Origin of the sequence: Pseudomonas sp. MYb541 (assembly GCF_037479595.1) — a bacterium.
Classification (GTDB): Bacteria; Pseudomonadota; Gammaproteobacteria; order Pseudomonadales; family Pseudomonadaceae; genus Aquipseudomonas; species Aquipseudomonas canadensis.
The window spans coordinates 1-24418 of sequence record NZ_JBBGYS010000055.1 but is presented as its reverse complement, the minus strand read 5'-3'; the positions used below and the strand labels follow the sequence as shown (position 1 = coordinate 24418).

Annotated in this window: 19 protein-coding genes and 4 tRNA genes; 6 read left to right on the top strand and 17 right to left on the bottom strand. The window is 59.9% G+C overall.

Going from position 1 to position 24418, the window contains the following annotated elements:
* The first annotated feature begins 51 nt into the window (after positions 1 to 51).
* Complete coding sequence (locus WH299_RS26225; RefSeq protein WP_122725994.1) at positions 52 to 3348, top strand: EAL domain-containing protein; 3297 nt, start codon at positions 52 to 54, stop codon at positions 3346 to 3348.
* Here the strand turns inward: WH299_RS26225 and WH299_RS26220 are convergent.
* From WH299_RS26220 to uvrB, 13 genes are all read right to left on the bottom strand, one after another.
* Complete coding sequence (locus WH299_RS26220) at positions 3345 to 5270, bottom strand: hypothetical protein (RefSeq protein ID WP_339551732.1); 1926 nt, start codon at positions 5268 to 5270, stop codon at positions 3345 to 3347. The two genes, WH299_RS26225 and WH299_RS26220, sit on opposite strands and share 4 nt — an antisense overlap.
* Before the next feature lie 51 nt (positions 5271 to 5321).
* Positions 5322 to 6098 (bottom strand): hypothetical protein, encoded by a 777-nt coding sequence (locus WH299_RS26215; protein WP_126571005.1) that lies wholly within the window; start codon positions 6096 to 6098, stop codon positions 5322 to 5324.
* Positions 6099 to 6368: 270 nt separating this feature from the next.
* Positions 6369 to 7409 (bottom strand): hypothetical protein, encoded by a 1041-nt coding sequence (locus WH299_RS26210; RefSeq protein WP_339551730.1) that lies wholly within the window; start codon positions 7407 to 7409, stop codon positions 6369 to 6371.
* Positions 7410 to 7972: 563 nt separating this feature from the next.
* On the bottom strand, positions 7973 to 8950 hold the full coding sequence (locus WH299_RS26205) for a tRNA dihydrouridine synthase (RefSeq protein ID WP_028617127.1): 978 nt from the start codon (positions 8948 to 8950) through the stop codon (positions 7973 to 7975).
* 55 nt (positions 8951 to 9005) lie between these two features.
* Entirely contained in the window at positions 9006 to 9440 is a 435-nt protein-coding gene (locus WH299_RS26200; RefSeq protein WP_028617128.1) for an acyl-CoA thioesterase, read from the bottom strand.
* Between the two features lie 39 nt (positions 9441 to 9479).
* Positions 9480 to 10313 carry an alpha/beta hydrolase gene (locus WH299_RS26195; protein WP_122725988.1) on the bottom strand — a complete coding sequence of 278 codons (834 nt, stop codon included), beginning with the start codon at positions 10311 to 10313 and terminating at the stop codon, positions 9480 to 9482.
* A 15-nt stretch (positions 10314 to 10328) separates the two neighbouring features.
* Complete coding sequence (locus WH299_RS26190) at positions 10329 to 10868, bottom strand: TetR/AcrR family transcriptional regulator (RefSeq protein WP_010209050.1); 540 nt, start codon at positions 10866 to 10868, stop codon at positions 10329 to 10331.
* A 182-nt stretch (positions 10869 to 11050) separates the two neighbouring features.
* Positions 11051 to 11126, bottom strand: a tRNA-Glu gene (locus WH299_RS26185).
* Between the two features lie 77 nt (positions 11127 to 11203).
* A tRNA-Ala gene (locus WH299_RS26180) sits at positions 11204 to 11279 on the bottom strand.
* Between the two features lie 50 nt (positions 11280 to 11329).
* Positions 11330 to 11405: transfer RNA gene (locus tag WH299_RS26175), tRNA-Glu, on the bottom strand.
* 78 nt (positions 11406 to 11483) lie between these two features.
* Positions 11484 to 11559: transfer RNA gene (locus WH299_RS26170), tRNA-Ala, on the bottom strand.
* A gap of 147 nt (positions 11560 to 11706) precedes the next feature.
* Positions 11707 to 13188: a glutamate--tRNA ligase gene (gltX, locus tag WH299_RS26165; protein WP_015884987.1), complete on the bottom strand. Its 1482-nt coding sequence runs from the start codon at positions 13186 to 13188 to the stop codon at positions 11707 to 11709.
* A gap of 81 nt (positions 13189 to 13269) precedes the next feature.
* Positions 13270 to 15285, bottom strand: a complete 2016-nt coding sequence (uvrB, locus tag WH299_RS26160) for an excinuclease ABC subunit UvrB (RefSeq protein WP_010209048.1) — start codon at positions 15283 to 15285, stop codon at positions 13270 to 13272.
* Between the two features lie 344 nt (positions 15286 to 15629).
* On the opposite strand from uvrB, the gene WH299_RS26155 reads away from it, so the two are divergent.
* Positions 15630 to 16826: an amino acid aminotransferase gene (locus tag WH299_RS26155; protein WP_028617132.1), complete on the top strand. Its 1197-nt coding sequence runs from the start codon at positions 15630 to 15632 to the stop codon at positions 16824 to 16826.
* Positions 16827 to 16926: 100 nt separating this feature from the next.
* Positions 16927 to 17136 (top strand): hypothetical protein, encoded by a 210-nt coding sequence (locus tag WH299_RS26150; protein WP_028617133.1) that lies wholly within the window; start codon positions 16927 to 16929, stop codon positions 17134 to 17136.
* 105 nt (positions 17137 to 17241) lie between these two features.
* Here WH299_RS26150 and ptrR read toward each other — a convergent pair whose 3' ends face one another.
* A complete protein-coding gene (gene ptrR / locus WH299_RS26145) occupies positions 17242 to 18114 on the bottom strand; it encodes a putrescine utilization regulator PtrR (protein WP_122725986.1) in 873 nt (290 codons plus the stop codon).
* A gap of 104 nt (positions 18115 to 18218) precedes the next feature.
* On the opposite strand from ptrR, the gene WH299_RS26140 reads away from it, so the two are divergent.
* Positions 18219 to 19601, top strand: coding sequence for an aldehyde dehydrogenase family protein (locus WH299_RS26140; RefSeq protein WP_028617135.1), 1383 nt, complete (start codon positions 18219 to 18221; stop codon positions 19599 to 19601).
* Positions 19602 to 19632: 31 nt separating this feature from the next.
* Here the strand turns inward: WH299_RS26140 and WH299_RS26135 are convergent, their stop codons facing one another.
* Positions 19633 to 20541 carry a LysR family transcriptional regulator gene (locus WH299_RS26135; RefSeq protein ID WP_339551727.1) on the bottom strand — a complete coding sequence of 303 codons (909 nt, stop codon included), beginning with the start codon at positions 20539 to 20541 and terminating at the stop codon, positions 19633 to 19635.
* 110 nt (positions 20542 to 20651) lie between these two features.
* On the opposite strand from WH299_RS26135, the gene WH299_RS26130 reads away from it, so the two are divergent.
* Positions 20652 to 21851 (top strand): MFS transporter, encoded by a 1200-nt coding sequence (locus WH299_RS26130; RefSeq protein WP_339551725.1) that lies wholly within the window; start codon positions 20652 to 20654, stop codon positions 21849 to 21851.
* Positions 21852 to 21854: 3 nt separating this feature from the next.
* Here the strand turns inward: WH299_RS26130 and WH299_RS26125 are convergent, their stop codons facing one another.
* A complete protein-coding gene (locus tag WH299_RS26125) occupies positions 21855 to 22160 on the bottom strand; it encodes a protealysin inhibitor emfourin (protein ID WP_122725978.1) in 306 nt (101 codons plus the stop codon).
* 14 nt (positions 22161 to 22174) lie between these two features.
* Positions 22175 to 23239, bottom strand: coding sequence for a M4 family metallopeptidase (locus tag WH299_RS26120; protein WP_122725976.1), 1065 nt, complete (start codon positions 23237 to 23239; stop codon positions 22175 to 22177).
* A 128-nt stretch (positions 23240 to 23367) separates the two neighbouring features.
* Between WH299_RS26120 and WH299_RS26115 the strand changes: the two genes are divergently transcribed.
* Entirely contained in the window at positions 23368 to 24294 is a 927-nt protein-coding gene (locus tag WH299_RS26115) for a DNA/RNA non-specific endonuclease (protein ID WP_068932738.1), read from the top strand.
* Positions 24295 to 24418: the final 124 nt, after the last annotated feature.

Sequence of the window (24418 nt, the reverse complement as noted above, 5' to 3'; positions counted from 1 at the left end):
AGGTCTGAACTGAACCGCGCCTTACGCCCATTGAGCCAAGGCCCTTTGATAATGCGCAACCCCGTCGATTCCGTGCCACCCTTGCCCCGCATCTACGCCCTTGACCCTCAAGCGGCGGAACAAAGCTGGGACAACGCTCCGCAATTGCTGGCAGCGCTCAATGCTGCCCGGCTGGGTGCGTGGAGTTGGGAGATCGACACCGGCAGAATAAGCTGGTCGCGCGGCACCCAGGCACTGTTCGGTTTTGATCCGCGCCAGCCGCTGCCCAAGGATCTGGATTACCTCGACCTGCTCGCGCCAGAGGATCGCGCCCGTGTGGTGCGGGCCTTTCATGCCGTACTGGCGGGCGAGCCGTTCGAACAGGCCATGCATCACCACATCCAGTGGCCGGACGGCACTCACCACTGGCTGGAGATCAATGGCAGCCTGGCACCCGACAAAGCCGGCCGGCGCCGCATGATCGGAGTGATCCGCGAGACCACCCGCCAGCGCGAACGGGAGTACGCCCTCAGTCACTCCGAAAAACGCTTCGCCACGTTGTTCCACCTGTGCCCGAACATGGTCCTGCTGACCCGCCAGGCCGACGGGCTGATCAGCGAGGCCAACCAATACTTCGAAATGCTGTTCGGCTGGCCGCTCGCCGACGCCATCGGCCGCACCACCCTGGACCTGGGTCTGTGGCGTCACCCGGAGCAACGTGCGCAGTTGGTGAAGGCTACGCAGCGCATGGGCGAGCCCATCACCATGGAGGTGCAGTTTTGCGCCAGCAACGGCCAGATCCACGACGGCACCCTCAGCGCGCAAAAGGTCGAGCTGGAGGGCGAGGCCTACCTGATCAGCACGTTTCTGGACACCACCGAGCGCAAAAACGCCGAGCAAGCCCTCAAGGACAGCCAGGAACGCCTCGACCTGGCGTTGGACTCGGCGCAACTGGGCACCTGGGACTGGCACATCCCCACCGGCATGCTCTATGGCTCGGCCCGCGCCGCCCAATTGCACGGCCTGCCGCCGGAACCCTTCCATGAATCCTTCGACGCTTTCTTCGAAGGCATGCCCGATGACGAGCGCGAAAGCATGCGCAACGCCTACCGCACTCTGCGTGAGGGCCCGGCCGGCAACTACCAACTGACTTACCGCGTGCCCATGGAAGACGGCAGCTCACGCTACCTCGAAAGCCGCGCGCGCCTGTACCGCGATGAACACGGCGCGCCGCTGCGCATGGCCGGCACCTTGCTCGACATCACCGACCAGGTCGAACGCGAACAACGCCTGACCGCCTCCGAAGAGAAATTCGCCAGCCTGTTCCAGGCCAGCCCCGATCCGATCTGCGTCACCAGCCTGGACAGCGGCGCGTTTATCGAGATCAACCCCGCGTTTACCCAGACTTTTGGCTGGACGGCCGCCGAAGTGATCGACAAGAGCGCCGAGCAGATCGGCCTGTGGGACGAATCCAGCAAGCGCCTGCAGCGAATCGAGCGGGTGATCCGCGAGCAGGCGCTGAGCAATGTGGCGATCGTGGTGCATCACAAGAATGGTCAGGCACTGACCTGCGTGATTTCCAGCAGGCTGATCAAAGTGGGGGACCAGCCGTGTATCGTCACCACCTTGCGCGACATCACTCAGCAACAACGCTCGGAAGCCGCGCTCAAGGCCAGCGAAGAGAAATTCGCCAAGGCCTTCCATTCCAGCCCTGACGCGATCTCCATCACCGAGCGCGACACTGGCCGCTATGTGGAGGTCAACGACGGCTTCTGCCGCCTGACCGGTTATCGCGCCGAGGAAGCCATCGGCCTGACCCTTTACCAGATCGGCATCTGGGCCGACGAGAACCAGCGTGCCGCGCTACTGGCCGAATTGCAGATCAAGGGCCGCATCCATCACCTTGAAATGCTCTGGCACAACAAACGCGGTGAGTTGCTGGCGGTGGAAGTCTCGGTCGAGCCCATCACCCTCAACGAAACCCCGTGCCTGCTGCTGACCGCACGGGACGTGAGCCTGCTGAAAAACGCCCAGGCGCAGATCCGTCACCTGGCCTACCACGACCCACTGACCAACCTGCCCAACCGCGCCTTGTTGATGGACCGCCTGAGCCAGCAGATCGCCCTGCTCAAGCGGCATAACCTGCGCGGCGCGCTGCTGTTCCTCGACCTCGACCACTTCAAGCATATCAACGACTCCCTCGGCCATCCGGTCGGCGACACGGTGCTGAAGATCGTCACCGCACGCCTGGAAGCCAGCGTACGCATGGAAGACACGGTGGCGCGCCTGGGTGGCGATGAGTTCGTGGTGCTGCTCAGCGGCCTGGATGGCACCCGCCTGGAAGTCAGCAATCAGGTACAGGAACTGGCTGACACCTTGCGCGAGCTGCTTTCGGAACCGATGTTCTTGGATGGCCATCGCCTGCAGGTGACGCCCAGTATTGGCGTGGCGCTGATTCCCGACCACGGCACCACGCCGGCGGACTTGCTCAAGCGGGCCGATATCGCCCTGTACCGCGCCAAGGATTCCGGGCGCAACACCACGCAGATGTTCCACAACAGCATGCAGAAAACCGCCAGCGAACGCCTGCGCATGGAGACCGACCTGCGCCTGGCCCTGTCGCGTGGCGAGTTCAGTGTGCATTACCAACCGCAGGTGGATGCACGCGGCAACCGCATCGTCGGCGCCGAGGCCCTGGTGCGCTGGCAGCATCCGCAACTGGGGGCGCAGTCGCCTTCCGAATTCATCAAGGTGCTGGAGGACAGCGGCCTGATCCTTGAAGTCGGCACTTGGATCTTGGATGAAGCCTGTGCGGCCTTCCAACAGTTGATCGGGGAAGGCCTGGTCGACCCGCTGAATTTCAGCCTGTGCGTGAACATCAGCCCTCGGCAGTTCCGCCAGAACGACTTCGTGGAGCGGGTGGAGCGCAGCCTCAAGCAGCACGAATTGCCATTCAGCCTGTTGAAACTGGAAATCACCGAGGGCATCGTGATCCAGAACCTGGACGACACCATCAGCAAAATGCGCCGCCTGAAAAAACTCGGCGTGAGCTTTGCGATGGATGACTTCGGCACCGGCTATTCATCGCTCACCTACCTCAAACGTCTGCCGGTGGATGCGCTGAAGATTGATCAATCCTTCGTGCGTGACGCCACCCATGATCCCAACGATGCCGAGATCATCCGCGCCATTGTCGCCATGGCCCGCAGCCTGAACCTGGAGGTGATTGCCGAAGGCGTGGAAACCCAGGACCAACTCGCGTTCCTGCAGGGCCTGGGTTGCCATTTGTACCAAGGGTATTTGCACAGCCGGCCACTGCCTATGATCGGATTCCGGGAGCGTTTGCTCGCAGGAGATGGCCGGGGTTAAACCAGTTTCAAGGCGTTACAGTCCTGTTGCATCCAGTGCGAACCAGACAACTCGCGCTTGATGCCATATTCATCAACGACCCCCTCCACCACTACCACCGAATGCCCGAAGTTCGCCAAGGTGCCTGGCACGCCTGATGCCAGTTCCTGCACGCTACTGGAGCGGATAAAGGCGTACAGGCCGAGGCGGCGTAACGCATCACCCGGAACCTCACCGTCGTTCAGCGTTTTCAGGGCGGCGTCGAAACCGGCGCCCGCGCGAAATTCGTGATTTTCCAGCTGGGCACGCTTGGCACTCGCCGCGTAGAGGAAGACAGCATCGTCAACCAGGCCTTTATCCTCGCCATGAAAGTTGGCGGCCGCTCGCGCCCTTTCCAACTCGGCGTGAGTGAGACTCACCGTGCAACCATCACGCATGGTGAGGGTGAAACCCTCGGGCGTTTCGGTGACACGCTTGAAGATCCCCAGAGGGTGTTGCCCGTACTTCATCATCGCTGCCTTGATGGCCGACACCGTGACGCAGTTACCCTCAACACCTTGATAGAAACCGCTCCAGATATTGTCGGGCTTGACGCCGACAGGTGCAGCCGGGAACTGCGCAGGCCTAGCGCTGTGGTTGACAGGCAAGTCCGCAGCCAGCTGGTAGCCGTAGCTTTTACCGACGGACTCCTTCTTGTTACCGCTATGTTTGATGCCATTCACTACCAATGCACCTGCATAGCTATGGGTATCGGTGACGCCGACGCTGTAAGGTTCGAGCAGTTTGTCGGGTGACACCATCCGCAAAAAGCCGATCACCCCCATCCCCTTCAAGAGGCCGTAAACGTGTGCTCCCTGCAAGGAGCTCGATAACGCCGTATCAAACGGGACATTACTATTAACTTGTTTGCGCTTGACATAGGCTGCCAGCATGAAATTGGCATCGGCGACCATTTGCGCGTCAGGGCCGGTAAACCGGGAGGCTTCGGCAGTGCGCCGCAACTCCTCCTTTGACAACTTCACTTCAAAACCATCTTTCATAGTGACGCTGTACCCATTCTCAACGACCTCGACCTTTTCAAACATGTCGGAGGGCGAACGACCGAACCTGAGCATCATCATCTTGATCACAGAGACATAGCTGCTCATCTCAGATACGTCACCGAAATTTCGCTCGGTCGCGGTGAAACCCTGCAATACCTCGGAAACTTCGGGGTGCACTTTTTTATCGGGGGGGGCTACGTCGGGGAGGACTGTCGGCAGCTCGGGAGCAGGGGCAATGCGGGGCTTTGGCGCACGGTCGCTCACCAACGTGTACATGTAACTTCGATCGGGAGAACGCTCCCGACCAAATTGATGCGCCTTGCCTGCGTGAATCAGCGATGACCCTGCGTCATAGCTATCCGCAACCCCCGATCGTCTTTGGGCAACAACTGTTGCAGTGGGCACGTACTGGAGATGGCCGGACAAGCCCATGCCTTTGAGCATGTTGTAGGTCGTCTCACCCTGCAGCGATTGATTCAAGGCAGCCTCGAAACTTGGCGGGGCAGCCGTATTGCCACTGCTCAGTTGTTTGCGCTTGATGAACGCAGCCAACGCGAAATGGGCACTGTTCAGTACATCATTTTCATTGCCGGAAAAACGCGATGCAGCAGCCGCCTGCTGCAACTCCTGCCCGGAAAGATGCAATCGATAGCCATCTTTCATGGTCACGTCATAACCCTCGCGGTTGCCCCTTACATCATTGAATAAATCAGTAGGATGCGGGCCAAACGTGAGCATCATCAACTTGATGACCGCGCTGTGCGAGCTCGCGTTGAAATGCTCGCCGAAACTCCGCTCCGGCGCGTCAAACGCCGGGATGCGAGAGGTGTCCAAGTTGTTCGACACCTGAGCTGCCGAGGGATTTGAGCGCGCGAAAGATCCAATTGCAAACGTATTCATACTGTTCACTCTTTTATTGAAAAGTTGGACGAATCCGCTAGAAATGCCTGATCAAACTTTGCGGTCAATCAAAGCAATGGCGTCCCCACCTGTGGGCCGGCCGCTTTTGCGCCCATAGAATTCTTCACGCCCATCCACGACAGCCACTGAGTGCCCGCGCCGGTTGACCATGCCAATCAAAGAGTTGTCAGCGGCAAAGTCACGCACCGATACGCGCTTCATATGATCCTTTAGCCCCAGACGTTTGAAGCCCTCTCCCGGCCCCCACTCATCCTCACCATCGTTGAGGCTTCTTATGGCGGCTTCAAAACTTCTACCTGCCCACCCGTCGTTATTCTCGTTTTGCGCTCGTTTGGCAGAACATGCAAATAGGAAGTGCGCATCCTTGAGCATTCCAGGATCACCCAATCCGACAAAGTTTGAACCGCGAATGGCACGCTCCAACTCCGCTTTGCTGAGTTTTACAGTCACGTCATCACGCATCACGACCTTAAATCCATTGGCGGTTTTCTCGACAGACTTGTAAATATCCTTAGGGCTTTGGCCAAACTTTTCCATCGCCGCCTTGATTGCGGAGATCGTTACGCAGTTACCATTCTTGCCCTGACGAAAACCGCTGAAGACATTAGTGGGCTTAGAACCTTTAGGTTTATTGGAAAGCTCGGGAATGGGTTCGCCTTGTTTATCGGTGGGTTTCGTATCGGGAGTGGGTTGCACACGTCGCGGCCGTACAGGTACATCATTATTTTTAGGCTCAACCGGACGCACGTCGCCACGCAGGAGGCTTTGCAATTGGGTGAAAAACTGCTTGAACAGTTCTCCCAGCATGTTGAATAAGGTGGAAGTGTCCGCGTTATCACTGAAACTATTGGACTTCACCTCTGAGTGAGGAACAGGTATTGCAGTCCGAATATTTTCTCTTGGTGCAGAATCAAGCGATGCACGAACTGAAAGGTCTGGTGCCCGGCAAGTTTCATTAGTTGGCGGTGCAACACGGTTATGGCTTATCGATATCATGGCTTAACTCTCATTGAGTGCCCCCCTGGCCGTCACGACCAGGGAGCCAGCGTTTATGTTTAACGCATCAAGATAACGGGCTCAAAAACGTGAGCGGAGGCTGGGCCTGTTAGCTCGATGGTTGTCGAAACGCGTTTGGGAGTGGCCGCTGAAATCATCAATCAAGTCATCAGGTGCGGGGCAAGTAAGGTCTGGAGTGGGTGGAGTGACCGGAGGCTGTGGCGACGGGTTCGTATCAAGCCCCGGCGTTACTGGCGGTTGTGGCGATGGCTGCTTATCAAGCGCCGGTATTAGTGGCGGTTGTGGCGATGGCTTCGTATCAAGCGCCGGCGTTATTGGCGGTTGTGGCGTAACTTTCTCACCTGTATGCGGGCAATGACAGTTCTGGACCTGCACCGTCACGTTCACATCAGACGACAGCTTGTTCTTATCATCCACTCGGATGAGAGAAGGCCTTGCCGGCTGGGCATCGAGCTTGCCGTCATGCGACGTGGTCATCTGGGTACGACCATCGGGCATGACCTTAACCTCCAGACCCGGCTTCACTAGTGTCTTGGTATCCGCTTCGGGAGCAACCTTGTGCTCCGCCTTCGCATCCGGAACGACCTTGGCATCGGTGCCTGGCAGCACGGTCGTCTTGGTATCCGTCCCCGGCGCAACTTTGTGCTCTGCCTTCGCATCCGGAACGACCTTGGCATCAGTACCAGGCAGCACGTTCGTCTTGGTATCCGTCCTCGGCGCAACTTTGTGTTCCGCCTTCGCATCCGGAACGACCTTGGCATCGGTGCCAGGCAGCACGGTCGTCTTGGTATCCAAACCAGGCTTCACTTGGGGCTGGGCATCAAGTTCACCGGGCTGGCGGGTCAACACCCCCATTCCCGCGAGCATGCTACGCATCGCATTGACCACGAACTCAAACATGGCAAACAACTTTTCCAGGGACTCCTTATTCATCGGCACACTGTTTGCTTTTGGTGCCGGACCACTGTCCTTAAGAAACTTATTCATACTGTCCATAGACGGAGACACTTCGAGCGACTTATCAGCTTGCACGGAAGACTGATTAAGCTGTGCATAATGTGTATTCATCGGCAGGATTTGTTTGTTCGAGACATTAGACATTTTTTTATTCCTAAAACTGCGCCCACCCCCGCACTGGCAGGAGAGAGACAATTATTGATATTAAGTGTGGAACAACAGTGAGCTCAACGAACTCGCAAGATTCGTGGGGCGTAACGGAGATGAGTTCCGAACAATCGAGACTTATATAAGGAAACCAAATAACCACCAGAGACTTTTGCCTATGGACGTCCGTAGGAAAATCCAGGCTGTACGCGCCTCACACCCCCCAAGAGTGGAAACGTAAAGAAACACCCCATGAACAAAGCAACTTAAAGAAAACAACAAAGCTATATAAAAAACAAAAAGCATGTTAATCAGCGCGCACGCAGGTACCTAACCATCCCCCCAAGAACATTAAAAATTAAAAATTAGTATCAACCGAGGCAAACATTCATACGTCCTTGCATATATCTCGCAACAACACGAATAAAACACCCAAAACAAATAAACACATCAGGCCGGCCCAGGCAGTGCGTGGTGATGCCAAACGCATTTTTCAGACAAAAAAAAGGCACCTTTCGGCGCCCCTTGCAACTACAGATGAAACACCTATATATGTAAACCTAATCTTGCAGTGCAGCCGGCTGTTCACGCTGTGCGGGCATGCCCAGCAAACGCCCGACCTGCTCCAGATCGGTTTCCCTACGCATCAGCGTAAACAACTCCACCGCCTCCGGATAATTGCGGGTGAGCATCGCCAGCCATTGCTTCAAACGCCCCGGCGCCTGACGCTCGGTCAATTGCGCCACCGATTGGGTCCAGAAATCCTGAAGCATGGGTTGCATGTCTGCCCAGGTCATCTCAACGACTTCCTCACCCGCCCGCGCCGCGGCGATCTGACGCGCCAGGTCTGGCCGCGCTACCAGGCCACGGCCCAGCATGATGTCTTCGGCGCCACTCACTTCGCGACAGCGCTTCCAGTCTTCAACGCTCCAAATATCACCATTGGCGAAGACTGGCACCTTGACCACATCCTGTACGCGCGGGATCCACTCCCAGTGGGCGGGCGGCTTGTAGCCATCGGTCTTGGTGCGCGCATGCACCACGATATGCGCCGCGCCACCCTCGGCCAGCGCCGTAGCACAGACCAGGGCGCCATCCGGACTGTCGAAGCCCAGGCGCATCTTGGCGGTGACCGGAATGTGGGCCGGCACGGCGCGGCGCACGTGTTCGACGATCTGGTTGAGCAGCTCGGGCTCCTTGAGCAGCACCGCACCGCCACGGGACTTATTGACGGTCTTGGCCGGGCAGCCGAAGTTCAGGTCGATGACCTGCGAGCCGAGTTCACAGGCCAATGCCGCATTTTCCGCCAGGCACACCGGGTCGGAGCCGAGCAATTGCACGCGCAGCGGCACGCCGGCAGCAGTGTGGGCGCCGTGCAGCAGTTCCGGGGCGAGCTTGTGGAAATACGCGGGGGTGAGCAGGCGGTCGTTGACGCGGATGAACTCGGTCACGCACCAGTCAATACCGCCGACACGGGTCAGCACGTCCCGCAGGATGTTGTCGACCAACCCCTCCATGGGCGCCAAAGCAATTTGCATGGAAAACACTCAACAAAAATCGTGGCGCAGTTTACTGGGTTTCCCACAGCAACCGTTAACCCCCTGTCAGGGCGGGGCCATAACCGTCGAGAAACTCAGCGGGCATACGCTTGGGCTTGCCGGTGGAGAGTTCGATGCAGACAAAGGTGGTTTGCGCACGCAGCAGGGTGGTGCCATCACGCGGGCGGACCAGCTGGAACCGCCGGGTCATCTTCAGGCGCTGGTCCCAGTCGACGATCCAGGTGGCCAGTTGCAGTTCATCGCCCTCGTAGCCGGCGGCCAGGTAGTCGATCTCATGGCGCACCACCGCCATGGCGCGGTCCAGGCGGCGGTATTCGGTCAGGTCCAGGCCCAAGCGCTGGGAATGGCGCCAGGCACAGCGCTCCAGCCAGGACACGTACACCGCGTTGTTGGCGTGCCCCAGGCCGTCGATGTCTTCAGGGGCGACCTGCAGATCGATGATAAACGGCGTTGCCAAATCCCAGCCCATGCCTTGCTCCCAGTCGATTAACTTAACCGGGCCAGTGTATCAGGCGGTTTGCCGCTCCTGTAGACGACGGCCGGCGAGCAACGCCAGCACAGCGTCGATTACGCGAGGGTCGGCCAGCACTTTCTGATGCCCACCCTGATCCAGGCGCAACAGGCGGCTGTCGAACCAGGCTTCGTGAATGGCCTGAGAGGCCTTGACCGGGACAAAAGTATCGTCTTCGGCATGCACGATCAGGCCAGGGAGATTCATCTGGTAGTGGGCCACATCCAAGTGCTTGAGCGGCATGCCGAACGTTTGCTCGACTTCCTGGATGAAGGCTGAGCGCGCCCGCGCCGGCAATCCGACCATCTTGGTGAAGCCGCGCAGCACATCCAGGAAGCGAGACGGCGCAGCGATGCTTACCAACGCCTCGGTCCGCAAACCCAACTGCACCGCCAGCATCGCACTGGCGCCGCCCATGGAATGGCCAATCACCGCGTGCAGTGGCGGCAACTCAGCCGCCGCTTCGAGCATGGCACGGGCGAACAGCAGCACATGGGCTTCACGCCCTGGCGAACGACCATGGGCGGGACCGTCCAGCGCAATCACTGAGTAACCGTTATCGACCAATGCCGTGATCAGGCTGGCAAATTGAGTGGGCCGCCCTTCCCAACCGTGCATCAGCAACACTGCCGGCCCTTGGCCCCAGCGCAAGGCGGACAAACCAAAACGCAAGGTGATGCGCTCCGATTGCGCCAGCAGCGGCAGCTCCCAATCACGCGGCGGCAGGTCGCGGGGCGTCATGAAGGCACGGCGCATCTTGTTGGCCACCGTTTGCGGCGCCAGATGCCCCAGGGTGCCATTGAAGCGACGAATCCAGGTTAACGTGCCCATCGTGACAGCCCTCTTCTAGCGCACGGCCGACTTGGCGGCGCGCAGCACACGGTCAGACAACTCACCCGGCCCCAAGGCTCGGGCCAAGGCCAGGCCACCGATCATCAGTGCCATGTCGGCCAGGGCTTTATCGGTGTCTTCAGGACTGGCGGCGAGTTGCGCGGCCATCAGCTCGCAGTGTTCGTTCAGCGCTTGGCGGAACTCATCCGGCAGGCGGCTCATCTCGCCGACAGTCGCCGGAATCGGGCAGGCCTGGGCGGTTGAGTCACGGTGCTTGCGCGACAGGTAGAACGCCGCCACCAGGCTTCTGCGCTCCTCTCCGGTCAACTGGGCGTCCATGTCATCAATCGACGCACGACGCTTGGCCAGCAACTGGGTGAAGGCCTCCAGCATCAGCGCGTCCTTGCTTTCGAAATGCGCATAGAAACCACCGACGGTCAGCCCCGCCGCGCCCATGACTTCACCCACACTCGGTTCGGCCGGACCGCGCTGGATCAACGCAGCGCTGGCGGCCTGCAGAATGCGTTCGCGGGTTTGCGCTTTTTTATCGCTCATCATTGCCTCCGATGTTCATGGGTTGAATATTATTACCATAATAATATTTCGCAAGCCACAGGCATGACCGCTGGTCAGAAGAGAAGAATGGGATGAAGGAAAGATTTGGCCAAACGCCAGACAAACAAAAGGGCCATTCAATAATTGAATGACCCTTAAAAATCCCGCAGAGCGGGTAATCGTGGCGTCCCCTAGGGGACTCGAACCCCTGTTACCGCCGTGAAAGGGCGGTGTCCTAGGCCACTAGACGAAGGGGACACAAACCTTCTGTACACTGATCAGGCTGAGACTGATCGATCCAAGGACGGTGTGGCCGGAACCTTGGAACTGTAAATTGGTGGAGCTAAACGGGATCGAACCGTTGACCTCTTGCATGCCATGCAAGCGCTCTCCCAGCTGAGCTATAGCCCCAAATTTTTCGTCTCTCGACGCAGCAGACCTTGCGAACTGCTTGTTGAAAATGGCGTCCCCTAGGGGACTCGAACCCCTGTTACCGCCGTGAAAGGGCGGTGTCCTAGGCCACTAGACGAAGGGGACAAAACCTTCTGTACAACTGATCAGCGCTGAGAACTGATCGATTCAAGGACGGTGTGGCCAGACCTTGAACCTGTAAATTGGTGGAGCTAAACGGGATCGAACCGTTGACCTCTTGCATGCCATGCAAGCGCTCTCCCAGCTGAGCTATAGCCCCTCATCGGTGAGGACGGGGCGAATCTTAATGGCGCTTTGGAAGTGTGTCAAATTTATTTTCAACATTTTCCAAAATTTTTTGCCGGGATAACAATCACTTACCGTCGAAACCCCGGAAAACCGGGGTTTCGCCGTTGCAACCGCGTGCTTAAGCGATAGCGCCCAGCAGCTTTTCCCACTCTTTGTTTTCTTTCTTCGACACACCACCAAGCAAATCAAGGGCTTGGCGCAGACGGAAACGCGTCAGGTCCGGACCGAGAATTTCCATCGCATCGAGCACCGACACCGAACTGGCCTGCCCGGTGATCGCGGCAAACATCAGTGGCATGGCATCGCGCAGTTTCAATTCCAGGGACTCCACCACCGCCTGGATCGTCGCGGTGATCGCATCCTTCTCCCACTGGCGCAGGCTTTCCAGCTTCCACAGGATCAACTGCATCAATTGGCGAACCTGGTCACCCGAGAGTTTCTTGGACTCGAACAGCTTAGGATCCGGATTCACGCCTCCGGCAAAGAAGAAGCTGGCCAACGGCGCGACCTGGCTGAACGTCTCCACCCTGCCCTGCACCAGCGGCGCGATCTTCATCATGTACTCAGGGTTCAACGCCCACTGCTGCACGCGGCTGGCGAATTCTTCCACCGGCAGGTCACGCAACCACTGGCCGTTGAGCCACGACAGCTTCTCGATGTCGAAGATCGGTCCGCCCAGGGACACGCGGGACAGGTCGAAGTTATCGACCATTTCCTGCAACGAGAACTTCTCGCGCTCGTCCGGCATCGACCAGCCCATACGACCCAGGTAGTTGAGCATCGCTTCCGGCATGAAGCCCATACGCTCGTAGAACGTCACCGAAGTCGGGTTCTTGCGCTTGGACAGCTTGCTCTTGTCCGGGTTACGCAGCAGCGGCATGTAGCACAGTTGCGGTTGCTCCCAGCCGAAGTATTCGTAGAGCAGGATCAATTTCGGCGCCGATGGCAGCCATTCTTCCCCGCGCAGCACGTGGGTGATGCCCATCAGGTGGTCATCCACCACGTTAGCCAGGAAGTACGTCGGCAGGCCGTCGGTCTTCATCAGCACCTGCATGTCCATGCGGTCCCACGGAATCTCGACGTCACCGCGCAGCATGTCCGGCACCACGCACACGCCTTCACTCGGCACCTTCATGCGGATCACGTGAGGCTCGCCAGCAGCCAGGCGCTGGGCCACTTCTTCTTTCGACAGCAGCAGCGCGCGGCCATCGTAGCGCGGGGTTTCGCCACGGGCCTGTTGTTCAGCACGCATCTGGTCCAGTTCTTCCGCGGTGCAGAAGCACGGGAACGCATGGCCCATGTCGACCAGTTGCTGGGTGTATTGCTTGTAAATGTCGCTGCGCTCGCTCTGGCGGTACGGGCCGTGCGGGCCGCCGACATCCGGGCCTTCGGCCCAGGTAATGCCCAACCAGCGCAGGGCATCGAAAATCTGCTGCTCCGACTCGCGGGTGGAACGCAGTTGATCGGTGTCTTCGATCCGCAGGATGAATTCACCGCCGTGCTGCTTGGCAAAGCAGTAGTTGAACAAGGCGATGTAAGCAGTGCCGACGTGGGGATCCCCAGTAGGCGATGGCGCGATGCGCGTGCGGACGGTGGTCATGGCAGGTCTCGAATGGGCGATAAAACTGAAAATTGAAACAAGGGGCGAATGGTAACAGCCTGGAGCACCCGGGCTCCAGCCTCACACCGCCAGCAACCGCTCCCGCAACTTGCCAATCTCGTCCCGCGTCTGCGCCGCCGCCTCGAACTCCAGGTCCCGCGCCAACTGGTACATCTTCTCTTCCAACTGGCGGATGCGCTTGGTGATCTCGCTCGGCGAGCGCAGTTCGTTCTCGTACTTGGCGCTTTCCTCGGCGGCCTTGGCCATGCCCTTACGCTTCTTGCTGCGCGAGCCCGGCACGGTGGCGCCTTCCATGATGTCGGCAACGTCCTTGAACACGCCCTTGGGCGTGATGCCATTTTCCAGGTTGAAGGCGATCTGCTTGTCGCGACGGCGCTGCGTCTCACCAATCGCCCGCTCCATGGAGCCGGTAATGCGGTCCGCATAAAGAATTGCCCGGCCATTGAGGTTGCGCGCCGCACGGCCAATGGTCTGGATCAGCGAGCGTTCGGAGCGCAGGAAGCCCTCCTTGTCCGCATCGAGAATCGCCACCAACGACACTTCCGGCATGTCCAGGCCTTCACGCAGCAGGTTGATCCCCACCAGCACATCAAAGGTGCCCAGGCGCAGGTCGCGGATGATCTCCACACGCTCCACGGTGTCGATGTCCGAGTGCAGGTAGCGCACGCGCACGCCGTGGTCGGCCAGGTAGTCGGTCAAGTCTTCGGACATGCGCTTGGTCAGCGTGGTGACCAAAACCCGCTCCTCCAGAGCCACACGCTTGGTGATTTCCGAGAGCAAGTCGTCGACCTGGGTCAGCGCCGGGCGGATTTCGATTTCCGGGTCGACCAGGCCGGTCGGCCGCACCAGCTGCTCGATCACGCGGCCGGCATGCTCGGCCTCATAGTTACCCGGCGTGGCGGACACAAAGATGGTCTGCGGGCTGATGGCTTCCCACTCATCAAAGCGCATCGGCCGGTTATCCAGGGCCGACGGCAGGCGGAAACCGTACTCCACCAGGGTTTCTTTACGCGAACGGTCGCCCTTATACATCGCGCCCACTTGCGGCACGCTGACGTGGGACTCGTCGATCACCAGCAGCGCATCAGGCGGCAGGTAATCATAAAGCGTCGGCGGCGGCGCACCGGATTCACGGCCCGACAAGTAGCGTGAGTAGTTTTCGATACCGTTGCAGTAACCCAGCTCAAGGATCATCTCCAGGTCGAAACGGGTACGTTGCTCCAGGCGCTGGGCTTCCACCAGTTTGTTGTTGGAGCGCAGGTACTCCAGACGCTCGGCCAACTCGACCTTGATGCCTTCGATGGCACCCATCAGGGTTTCACGCGGGGTCACGTAGTGGCTTTTCGGATAGAAGGTGAAGCGTGGCAGCTTGCGGATCACCTCGCCGGTCAATGGGTCGAAGGCCGACAGGCTCTCGACTTCATCGTCGAACAACTCGATACGGATCGCTTCCAGGTCGGATTCCGCCGGGTAAATGTCGATCACATCGCCGCGCACGCGGAACGTGGCGCGGGCAAAGTCCATGTCGTTGCGGGTGTATTGCAGGCTGGTCAAGCGACGCAGCAGTTCGCGCTGGTCGAGTTTGTCGCCGCGATCGACGTGCAGCACCATCTTCAGATAGGTTTCCGGGCTGCCCAGGCCGTAGATGCACGACACGGTAGTGACGATGATCGCGTCCTTACGCTCCAGCAAGGCCTTGGTCGCCGACAGCCGCATCTGCTCGATGTGGTCGTTGATCGACGCGTCCTTCTCGATAAAGGTATCGGAGGATGGCACGTAGGCTTCGGGCTGGTAGTAGTCGTAGTAGGAAACGAAGTACTCCACCGCGTTGTTCGGGAAGAACGCCTTGAACTCGCCGTACAGCTGCGCGGCCAGGGTCTTGTTCGGCGCCAATACCAGGGTCGGTCGGTTGATCTGCGCGATCACGTTGGCAATGCTGAAGGTCTTGCCCGAGCCGGTCACCCCGAGCAGCGTCTGGTGCGCCAGGCCGGCCTCAATGCCCTCGACCATCTGGCGAATGGCTTCCGGCTGATCGCCAGCGGGTTCAAAGCGGGTGACGAGTTGGAAATCCGACATAACGTACCTCGTGTAGTCACCCCCGGACTGTAAACCCGTCGAGGACGAAATAGACCGCCACCCGCGAAGAATCAGAGCGGATAGTAGGAAAAAACCATGATAGACATAGAAGTGGTGGCGAATGTGACGGGTTTCAAGGCAATCGCCCTACGCGCCCTGACCGATCAATGTTGCAATAAGACTAACGGTCAGCAAATAAACCGAAAAACTTGGCCGAAAAGCCGTTTCGGCTGTCGCCTCAGGCGGTGATGGTCTCTATACTAACTCCCCGTTTGTGCACCGCTCTAGTGCATTCGGCTGGAGCGCGACACGTCCCTCCTACCCCCCATAGAGCTGCCGCAAAAATGAGCCTGTTCTCCGCTGTCGAAATGGCACCACGCGATCCAATCCTGGGCCTCAACGAAGCATTCAACGCCGATACACGAACCACCAAGGTCAACCTTGGCGTGGGCGTTTACTGCAACGAGGAGGGGAAGATTCCACTCTTGCGTGCCGTTGCCGAAGCGGAAGCCATTCGCGTGGCGCAACACGCCGCCCGGGGCTACTTGCCAATCGACGGCATCGCGGCCTACGACAAGGCCGTGCAAACCCTGCTGTTCGGCGCAGAATCGCCGCTGCTGAACGCTGGTCGCGTTACCACCGTGCAAGCGGTAGGCGGCACTGGCGCGCTGAAACTGGGTGCTGACTTCCTCAAGCAGTTGCTGCCAAACGCCGTCGTGGCCATCAGCGACCCGAGCTGGGAAAACCACCGCGCCCTATTCGAAACCGCCGGTTTCCCGGTGCAGAACTACCGCTACTACGACGCCGCCACCCACGACGTGAATCGTGCCGGCCTGCTCGAAGACCTCAACGCCCTGCCACCCCAGTCCATCGTGGTGCTGCACGCCTGCTGCCACAACCCGACCGGCGTCGACCTGACCCCGACCGACTGGCAGAACGTGCTGGACGTGATCAAGGCCAAGAACCTGGTGCCATTCCTCGACATGGCCTATCAGGGTTTTGGCGATGGCATCCACGAAGACGCCGCCGCCGTGCGCCTGTTCGCTGAATCGGGCCTGACCTTCTTTGTGTCCAGCTCGTTCTCCAAGTCGTTCTCCCTGTACGGCGAGCGTGTGGGCGCATTGTCCATCGTCGGCGACTCCAAGGAAGAAAGCGCGCGCATCCTGTCCCAGGTCAAACGCGTGATCCGCACTAACTACTCCAACCCGCCGACCCACGGCGCGGCGATCGTTGCAGCGGTACTGAACAACCCTGAACTGCGCGCCCAGTGGGAAGCCGAACTGGCCGAAATGCGCCTGCGCATCCGTGGCATGCGCGAGCAGATGGTGGCCGAGCTGGCCAAGGCTGCTCCGGGCCACGACTTCAGCTTCGTCGGCCGCCAGCGTGGGATGTTCTCCTACTCCGGCCTGACTGTTGAGCAAGTCACCCGCTTGCGCAGCGAGTTTGGTATCTACGCACTGGATACCGGGCGTATCTGTGTGGCGGCGTTGAACCAGTCGAACATTGATGCAGTCACAAAGGCAATCGTTCAGGTGCTGTAAACCTGCAGCTGTTGCACCATAAGGGGAAGCCGATGGCTTCCCCTTTTTCGTCTCCAGCCCCTAGACTGAACCTTGACCGCCCCTTTGCTGTGAGAATGCTATGAGAAACGACGACCTGGACCTGCGCGCCGACCGCGACGAACTGCATGACTACGCCCCACGCGCACCGCAACCCAAGCGCCAGAAGAGCCTGGTGCTGCAAGTGGCACTGGGTGTGTTCCTCGGCGGCCTGGCACTGTGGCTGGTGCAATTGGGTGCGACCGCACTGATGGCGAAGCTGGCGATGGGCACCCTGCAATTTGGCGGCTGAAAACGATCAAAATGTGGGAGCTGGCTTGCCTGCGATAGCATCAACCAGTTTTGCCTCATACACCGAGGTGCCAGCATCGCAGGCAAGCCAGCTCCCACATTTGAATTACTGCGCTACTAGATTGCGTTCCTCCAACAACCTCACAAAACTATTCAAACTCTGCGACACCGTCCCCCGCCGCCAAATCAGCCATGTGTGCAGGATCCGGAAGTTGTCCGTCAGCGGCCACACGCTCACCGCCGCCGACCCCGGCATGCTGTCGAGCATGCTGCGCGGCATCAGCGCCAGGCCCGCGCCGGCGCTGACGCAGGCGAGCATGCCGTGGTAGGACTCGATTTCGAAGATCTTGCCCGGCACCGCGCCGTCCTGTGAAAACCAGCGCTCCAGGTGATGCCGGTACGAGCAGTTGGAGCGAAAGGTGTAGATGCTCTCGCCATTCACATCTTGCCCACGGGTGATCGGCGCGTGATGCAGCGGCGCAATCACCACCATCTCTTCCTCAAACACCGCCACGCCTTCCAGGGTCGCGTGCAACAGCGGGCCGTCGACGAACGCAGCTGTAAGCCGCCCCGATAACACGCCTTCGATCATGGTGCCTGAAGGCCCGGTACTCAGATCCAGCTCGACCTTGGTGTGTTTCTGGTTGTACGCCGCCAGCAGAGCCGGGATACGCACCGCTGCCGTGCTCTCCAGCGAACCCAAGGCAAACGCGCCCTGGGGCTCCTCGCCCGCCACGGTTGCGCGGGCTTCCTGCACCAGGTCGAGAATGCGCCGCGCATAACCGAGGAAATTCCACCCGGCCGGGGACAGGCGCAGGCGGCTTTTCTCGCGAATGAACAGCTCCACACCGAGATCCTGCTCCAGTTGCTTGATGCGCGTGGTCAGGTTCGACGGCACACGATGAATCAACTGCGCGGCGGCGCTGATGCTGCCTTGCTCGGCAACGGCCTTGAAGATTTCCAGCTGCACCAGGTCCAAATCATTCTCCAATCGTGAACGTATTGCTTAATATTATTCAGTTTCCAGAAAAGAGATAGCCCCGTACGCTGAACCCCACTTAATTCACTCAGCAGGACGGTGCCATGAACGCGACTACCCACGCCCTCTCGATCAACCCGGCCAACGGCGAAACGGTCGGCAGCTATCCGTATGAAACCGCGCAGCAACTGGACGCCGCCCTCGACCGCTCCACCCTCGCCTTCCGCGCCTGGCGCCGCCAACCAGTGAGCCAGCGCGCCGAGTTGCTGCTGAGCCTGGCCAGCGCGCTGCGTGAACAAGCCGAAGACATGGCGCAGATGATCACCCTGGAAATGGGCAAACCCATCGCCCAGGCCCGTGCCGAAATCGAAAAATGCGCGCAACTCAGCGAATGGTACGCCGCCCACGGCCCGGCTATGCTCGCCCCTGAGCCGACCCTGGTAGACAATGGCAGCGCGCAGATCGAATACCGCCCGCTGGGCCCGATCTTCGCCGTGATGCCGTGGAACTTCCCGGTGTGGCAAGTGCTGCGCGGCGCCGTACCGACGATGCTGGCCGGCAACACCTACGTGCTCAAACATGCGCCGAACGTGATGGGCAGCGCCTATCTGATCCAGTTGGCGTTCCAGAAGGCCGGTTTCGCCGATGGCCTGTTTGAAGTGGTCAACGTGACCAACGAGGGCGTGTCCAAAGCCATTGCCGACCCGCGCATCGCCGCCGTCACCCTCACCGGCAGCGTGCGTGCCGGCGTCGCCATCGGCTCTCAGGCCGGTGCCGCGCTGAAAAAATGCGTGCTGGAGCTGGGCGGTTCCGACCCCTTCATCGTGCTCAACGACGCCGACCTCGACGCCGCCGTGCAAGCCGCGCTGATCGGTCGTTTCCAGAACAGCGGCCAAGTCTGCGCCGCAGCCAAGCGCCTGATCATCGAGGAAGGCGTAGTGGAAGCCTTCACCGCCAAATTCCTGGAAGCCAGCCGTGCCTTGGTGATGGGCGACCCGACGTCAGCCACCACCTACATCGGCCCGATGGCACGCTTCGACCTGCGTGACGAGTTGCATGGCCAGGTCCAGGCCACCCTGGAAGAAGGCGCGACCCTGCTGCTGGGTGGCAATAAAGTACCCGGCGCCGGTAATTACTACGAGCCGACCGTACTGGGTAACGTCACCGACCAGATGACTTCGTTCAAACAGGAACTCTTCGGCCCGGTCGCTTCGATCATCACCGCCCGCGACGCCGACCACGCCGTGGCGCTGGCGAATGACAGCGAGTTCGGCCTCACCGCGAGCATCTTCACCACCGACCCGGCCAAGGCGCGCGATATCGCCAATCAGTTGGAAACCGGCGGCATCTTCGTCAACGCCTTCAGCGTTTCCGACCCTCGGGTGGCGTTTGGTGGCGTGAAAAAGAGTGGTTTCGGCCGCGAGCTGTCGCACTTTGGCGTGCGGGAGTTCTGCAACGCGCAGACGGTGTGGCTGGACCGCAAGTAACACACGTGGGTGGCGCGGGCACGGGTCGTGGCTATCGCCCTCCCAGCCCCGCCACCAACGCTTCCAGCACAACACTGACCTTGGGCAACGCCTGGCGATTCCTTACCCAGGCCAGCCTGATCGCAGCCCCCTCGGTGGCAAGCTGCGGCAGCACCTCAACCAGCTTGCCTTCCTCCAGCGATGGCCGGACCACCCACGACGGCAGTTGCACGATCCCACAACCGGTCAACGCAGCCTGCATCAAGCCATCGCCATTGCCGATCACCAGGTGCGGCGCCATCTGCCAACGCCGTGCAGTGCCCTGTTCACCGGCGAAGTTCCAGGGGCTGACGCGTCCGTCCACCCAGCCGTAGGCGAGGCACTGATGCCGTTCAAGCTCACGCTCGCACGTCGGGGTGCCATGGTTCGCCAAGTAATCCGGCGAGGCACACAACGTATGCCATTCGTGCGCGAGCACACGCTGTTCGATCGTGTCTGGCCAGCCCTGCGCCCCACCGACACGCACCACCAGATCCACACCCTCCTTGAACGGGTCCACTAACCCGTCGCTGAAGGAAATGTGCGGCACCAAGGACGGAAAAGCCTTCAGCAAAGGCAGCAGCACCGGCAACACCCGGACGCGCCCAAACACATTGGGCAGATCAATGCGCACACGTCCACGCGGCTCGCTTTGCTCGGCGCGCAGCGACAGCTCGGCCTCCTCCAGGTCAGCCAACACCCCCGTACAGGTACGGTAAAACGCCACACCGGCCTCGGTGAGGGACAAGCGCCGCGTTGTGCGCAGGAACAGTCGAGCGCCCAGGCGCGTTTCGAGCCGCGCGATGCTTTTGCTGATGGCCGAGGCAGTCAGGCTCATTTTCTCGGCAGCGGCGGTAAAACTGCCGTAGTCCGCGACACACACAAACACATCAATACCTTTCAAGCGTTCGGAAGAAAACATGCACGCCCCGCATTTGTGAATTCAGGTCAGCCAAACTGGTAATTAACATCCTAAATCAGAATTCAACTCAACAGTAAGCTATGGCCGATGAACCTGGCACTGAGGCTCGGATGCTGACCACGCTGAAAAACTACCCCTTGAACGTCAACCTGCTTCTGAGTGCGTCACTGGTGTTGACCCTCGCCAGGGCCATCACCTTGCCCTATCTGGTGATCTACCTGTCGAGCCAGTTCCAATTGGGCGTCGCCGACATCGGCCTGGTGATCGGCAGTTCACTGATCGTCGGCTCATTATTGAGCCTGTACGGCGGTTTCCTGGTGGACAGCCAGCCAGGTTACCGCTTGATCCTGGGCTGTTGCGCGGTGTTCACCTGCGGGTTTCTGGGAGCGTTTGCCGCGCGGGACCTGTGGGTGCTCTACGCCTGCCTGGTCGCGATCAACCTGGCGTACGCCGTCATTGATATCGCAGTCAAATCAGGATTTGGCCGGCTACTGCCCGTCGATGCGCGCAGCGAAGCGTTTTCGATCAAATACACCCTGACCAACATCGGCTACGCCGTCGGCCCTTTTCTCGGTGCAGGACTGGCCGCGCTCGCCATCAGCCTGCCCTTCCTGGCGTCGGCGATGCTGGGCGCCGGTTTTTTTATCGTTTACGCCGTGTGGGGTGACAAGCACTCAATGCCCGTGGACACAAGCCAGCCCGGCGCGCCATTCCTGGCGGTCGGCAAAGTGCTGCTCAGTGATTACCGGCTGGTGTGTTTTACCCTGGGCGGTGCACTCAGTGCCGTGGTCTTCGGCCAATTCACCGCTTACCTCTCGCAATATCTGATCGTCACCACGACACCCGAAATGGCCTACCGGATAATCAGCAGCGTGGTGGCCACCAACGCGCTGATGGTGATCAGCCTGCAGTACGTGATCGGCAAGCGAATCACCCATCAGCACTTGAATCTGTGGCTCGCAGGTGGGTTGGGCATGTTCATCGTCGGCCTGGCGGGGTTCGGCTTGTCCACCTCGCTGATGTTCTGGGTGTTAGCCATGGCGGTCTTCACGCTGGGAGAGATCATCGTGTTCCCTGCCGAGTACATGTTCATCGACATCATCGCCCCCGATCATCTGCGGGGCATGTACTACGCTGCGCAAAACCTGGGCAACGTTGGCGCAGCCTTGGGCCCGGTGCTGTGCGGGATGGTGTTGGCGACACACCCCGCCCACACCATGTTCTATATGCTCGCGCTGTTCGTTATCGCCGGCGGGTTGCTCTACAGCCTCGGTGCGGCGCTGGCAGGCAAGGTGAACGCTCCCACCTGAACCTCAGCAACGGACATGCCGACGCACGCACTGCACCAACCCGTCCAGCGCCTGCGATTTGACCGGCGCGAGTACGCAAACGGTGTGCTCGCGCTCGTCTTCCTTCACCGTCAGGGTGTAATGCACCTGGCCCGGATTACCGGGCGCAGGTGCATGGCTTTGCGGCAATTGAAAGAAATCGCAAGCCTCGACAAGCCGCCGCAGTTCCTGCTGGTCCTGCTCCGGCAGCGCATCGAGTTGCACCGTCTGAGGCTTGGCCAAGCCCGGAAAATAACCGGGGCCGCCGTTTTCCTTGATCGAAATTTGCATGGCTGTTCCTCACGTCAGACAGAAATGCCGACCGCCTTCCAACCTTCCTTGACCGCCTTCTGTTCATCCTTGTTCGCGCCGTAGAGTCGGCCTGCAACATCGTAAGTGATGCGCGCAAAGCGCAGGAACCCCGAGTTGGGCCGCAGCCGCGCATCGCGCAGCGCGTCGTACCAGATACGCCCGGCGCGCTCCCAGGCGAACCCGCCGAGCTTGGTCGCCACCTGATAGAACGCATGGTTGGGAATACCGGAATTGATATGCACCCCGCCATTGTCCTCGTAGGTCTGCACAAAATCATCCATGTGCCCCGGCTGAGGGTCCTTGCCCAGCAGTTTGTCGTCAAACGCGGTGCCGGGGGCTTTCATCGAGCGCAGGGCGGTGCCTTTGATCTTTTTAGTGAACAGTCCTTTGCCGATCAGCCAATCAGCGTCTTCCGCGCTTTGCTTCAAGGCATATTGCTTGATGAGCGAGCCGAACACATCCGACAGCGACTCGTTCAACGCTCCGGACTGATTGAAATACATCAGCTTGGCCTCGTCCTCGGTGACGCCATGGGCCAACTCATGGCCAATTACGTCAAGGGCCACCGTGAAGCGGTTGAACAACTGCGCATCCCCATCGCCAAACACCATCTGGGTCGAGTTCCAGAACGCATTGTTGTAGTTCTGGCCAAAATGCACCGTGGCATCCAACGCCATACCGGCGTCGTCGATGGAGTTGCGATCAAAGACCTGGTCGAAAAAATCGAAGGTGGCGCCCAAGCCCTCGTAGGCTTCGTCCACCGCGGCATCCCCGCTGGCGGGTTGCCCCTCACCACGCACCAGCTTGCCCGGCAGGCTGTCGATGCCCTCGGCGCTGTAGATCGAGCGGCGCTTATCGGCCCCCATGGCCAGGGCCATGTGCGCCGGTCCTTTGGCAGGTTCGGCGACCATGCGCAACGAGCGGAACGTCGTGTCCTTGGCGCGGGTGCGCAAGGCGACCTCCCGTTGCGCTTTATCACCGTTGCGCGCGATCTGGTCGAGCATATAGGGCGGGATCAGGCAGAAAATCGGATTGCGATGCGGCTGACGAACACACATTGGCTGGCTCCATTTGGCAGGTGACAACGTCCGGGTCATCGATTCAGGATAGCTCCCAGGGGTTAACGCGTGTCATCAATTGTCATTAACCTATGTTGCAGTCGTGTTTATCCAAGGAGGACTGACTGATGCCCGCACGTAAAACCAAAATCGACCTTTCATACCGCCCCAGGCTCGCTGACCTGCGCCCGTTGATCGCACTGAGCCCCACGTTGCTGGAGGCACGGGCGGCGACGCCCCGCGTCACCCCAGCCAGAGACTTGAAGGACCGACGCGGCTACGCCGAGGACTTTCTCGGCAGCTTCGGGGTGCCCTGGCCCACGGTTGAAGAGGCCTTGGCGGGGGATGCACAGAAGCGCCTGGACTACACGCACTTCTCGATCACGATGTCACGCGCCAAGCGGCTTGCGCTGTATGTGGGCGTCAACATCGATGGTGGTCAGCACGTCGACATCATTCGCAGCAACGACACCTGGGCGTATGACGGCCGCCTGCCCATCGATGCGCAGGTGGGCGAAGCGCTGTATGCCAGCAATGGCCTGGATCGCGGCCACCTGGTCCGCCGACAAGACCCCAACTGGGGCGACGAGGCGCAAACCGCCAACCTCGACACCTTCCATTTCACCAACTGCTCGCCGCAGATGAGCGGGTTCAACCAGAAGACCTGGCTGGAACTCGAAGACTACATCCTCGATAACACCCAACGCTGGAAAGCCCGCGCCACGGTGTTTACCGGCCCGGTGTTCGCCGACGACGACCGAGTGTACCGAGGCGTGCAAATCCCCAAGGCGTTCTGGAAAGTGGTCGCCTACCTCAGCGACAACGGCAAGCCTAGCGCGAGTGCCTACATGATTGACCAGAGCCGCGAACTGGGCCAACTCGACCTGGTGTTCGGCCAGCTCAGGACCTACCAGCGCAGCGTGATCCAGATAGAGCGCCTGACCGGCCTGCGCTTCGGCAACCTGGCCGACTACGACGGCTTCAGCAACGAAGAGCGCGCCACCGGCACGCGGATTGAAGCGCTGATACAGGGTCCTGAAGACATTCGTCTCTGACCGACGCCTCACATGTTGAACTGCGTCACACCCAACGCCAACCACGATGCGAAGCGAGCCGCTCTTGCTCTTGATCTGGCTGTTGATCTCAGGCGCCCCGTCAAACACGCTGGCCGCCCCCCCG

Bases quoted from the DNA above. Each gene is read 5' to 3' on its own strand.
- WH299_RS26225 (WP_122725994.1), top strand. From the start codon at position 52: ATGCGCAACCCCGTCGATTCCGTGCCACCCTTGCCCCGCATCTACGCC.
- WH299_RS26220 (WP_339551732.1), bottom strand. From the start codon at position 5,270: ATGAATACGTTTGCAATTGGATCTTTCGCGCGCTCAAATCCCTCGGCA.
- WH299_RS26215 (WP_126571005.1), bottom strand. From the start codon at position 6,098: ATGCTGGGAGAACTGTTCAAGCAGTTTTTCACCCAATTGCAAAGCCTC.
- WH299_RS26210 (WP_339551730.1), bottom strand. From the start codon at position 7,409: ATGTCTAATGTCTCGAACAAACAAATCCTGCCGATGAATACACATTAT.
- WH299_RS26205 (WP_028617127.1), bottom strand. From the start codon at position 8,950: ATGCAAATTGCTTTGGCGCCCATGGAGGGGTTGGTCGACAACATCCTG.
- WH299_RS26200 (WP_028617128.1), bottom strand. From the start codon at position 9,440: ATGGGCTGGGATTTGGCAACGCCGTTTATCATCGATCTGCAGGTCGCC.
- WH299_RS26195 (WP_122725988.1), bottom strand. From the start codon at position 10,313: ATGGGCACGTTAACCTGGATTCGTCGCTTCAATGGCACCCTGGGGCAT.
- WH299_RS26190 (WP_010209050.1), bottom strand. From the start codon at position 10,868: ATGAGCGATAAAAAAGCGCAAACCCGCGAACGCATTCTGCAGGCCGCC.
- gltX (WP_015884987.1), bottom strand. From the start codon at position 13,188: ATGACCACCGTCCGCACGCGCATCGCGCCATCGCCTACTGGGGATCCC.
- uvrB (WP_010209048.1), bottom strand. From the start codon at position 15,285: ATGTCGGATTTCCAACTCGTCACCCGCTTTGAACCCGCTGGCGATCAG.
- WH299_RS26155 (WP_028617132.1), top strand. From the start codon at position 15,630: ATGAGCCTGTTCTCCGCTGTCGAAATGGCACCACGCGATCCAATCCTG.
- WH299_RS26150 (WP_028617133.1), top strand. From the start codon at position 16,927: ATGAGAAACGACGACCTGGACCTGCGCGCCGACCGCGACGAACTGCAT.
- WH299_RS26140 (WP_028617135.1), top strand. From the start codon at position 18,219: ATGAACGCGACTACCCACGCCCTCTCGATCAACCCGGCCAACGGCGAA.
- WH299_RS26135 (WP_339551727.1), bottom strand. From the start codon at position 20,541: ATGTTTTCTTCCGAACGCTTGAAAGGTATTGATGTGTTTGTGTGTGTC.
- WH299_RS26130 (WP_339551725.1), top strand. From the start codon at position 20,652: ATGCTGACCACGCTGAAAAACTACCCCTTGAACGTCAACCTGCTTCTG.
- WH299_RS26125 (WP_122725978.1), bottom strand. From the start codon at position 22,160: ATGCAAATTTCGATCAAGGAAAACGGCGGCCCCGGTTATTTTCCGGGC.
- WH299_RS26120 (WP_122725976.1), bottom strand. From the start codon at position 23,239: ATGTGTGTTCGTCAGCCGCATCGCAATCCGATTTTCTGCCTGATCCCG.
- WH299_RS26115 (WP_068932738.1), top strand. From the start codon at position 23,368: ATGCCCGCACGTAAAACCAAAATCGACCTTTCATACCGCCCCAGGCTC.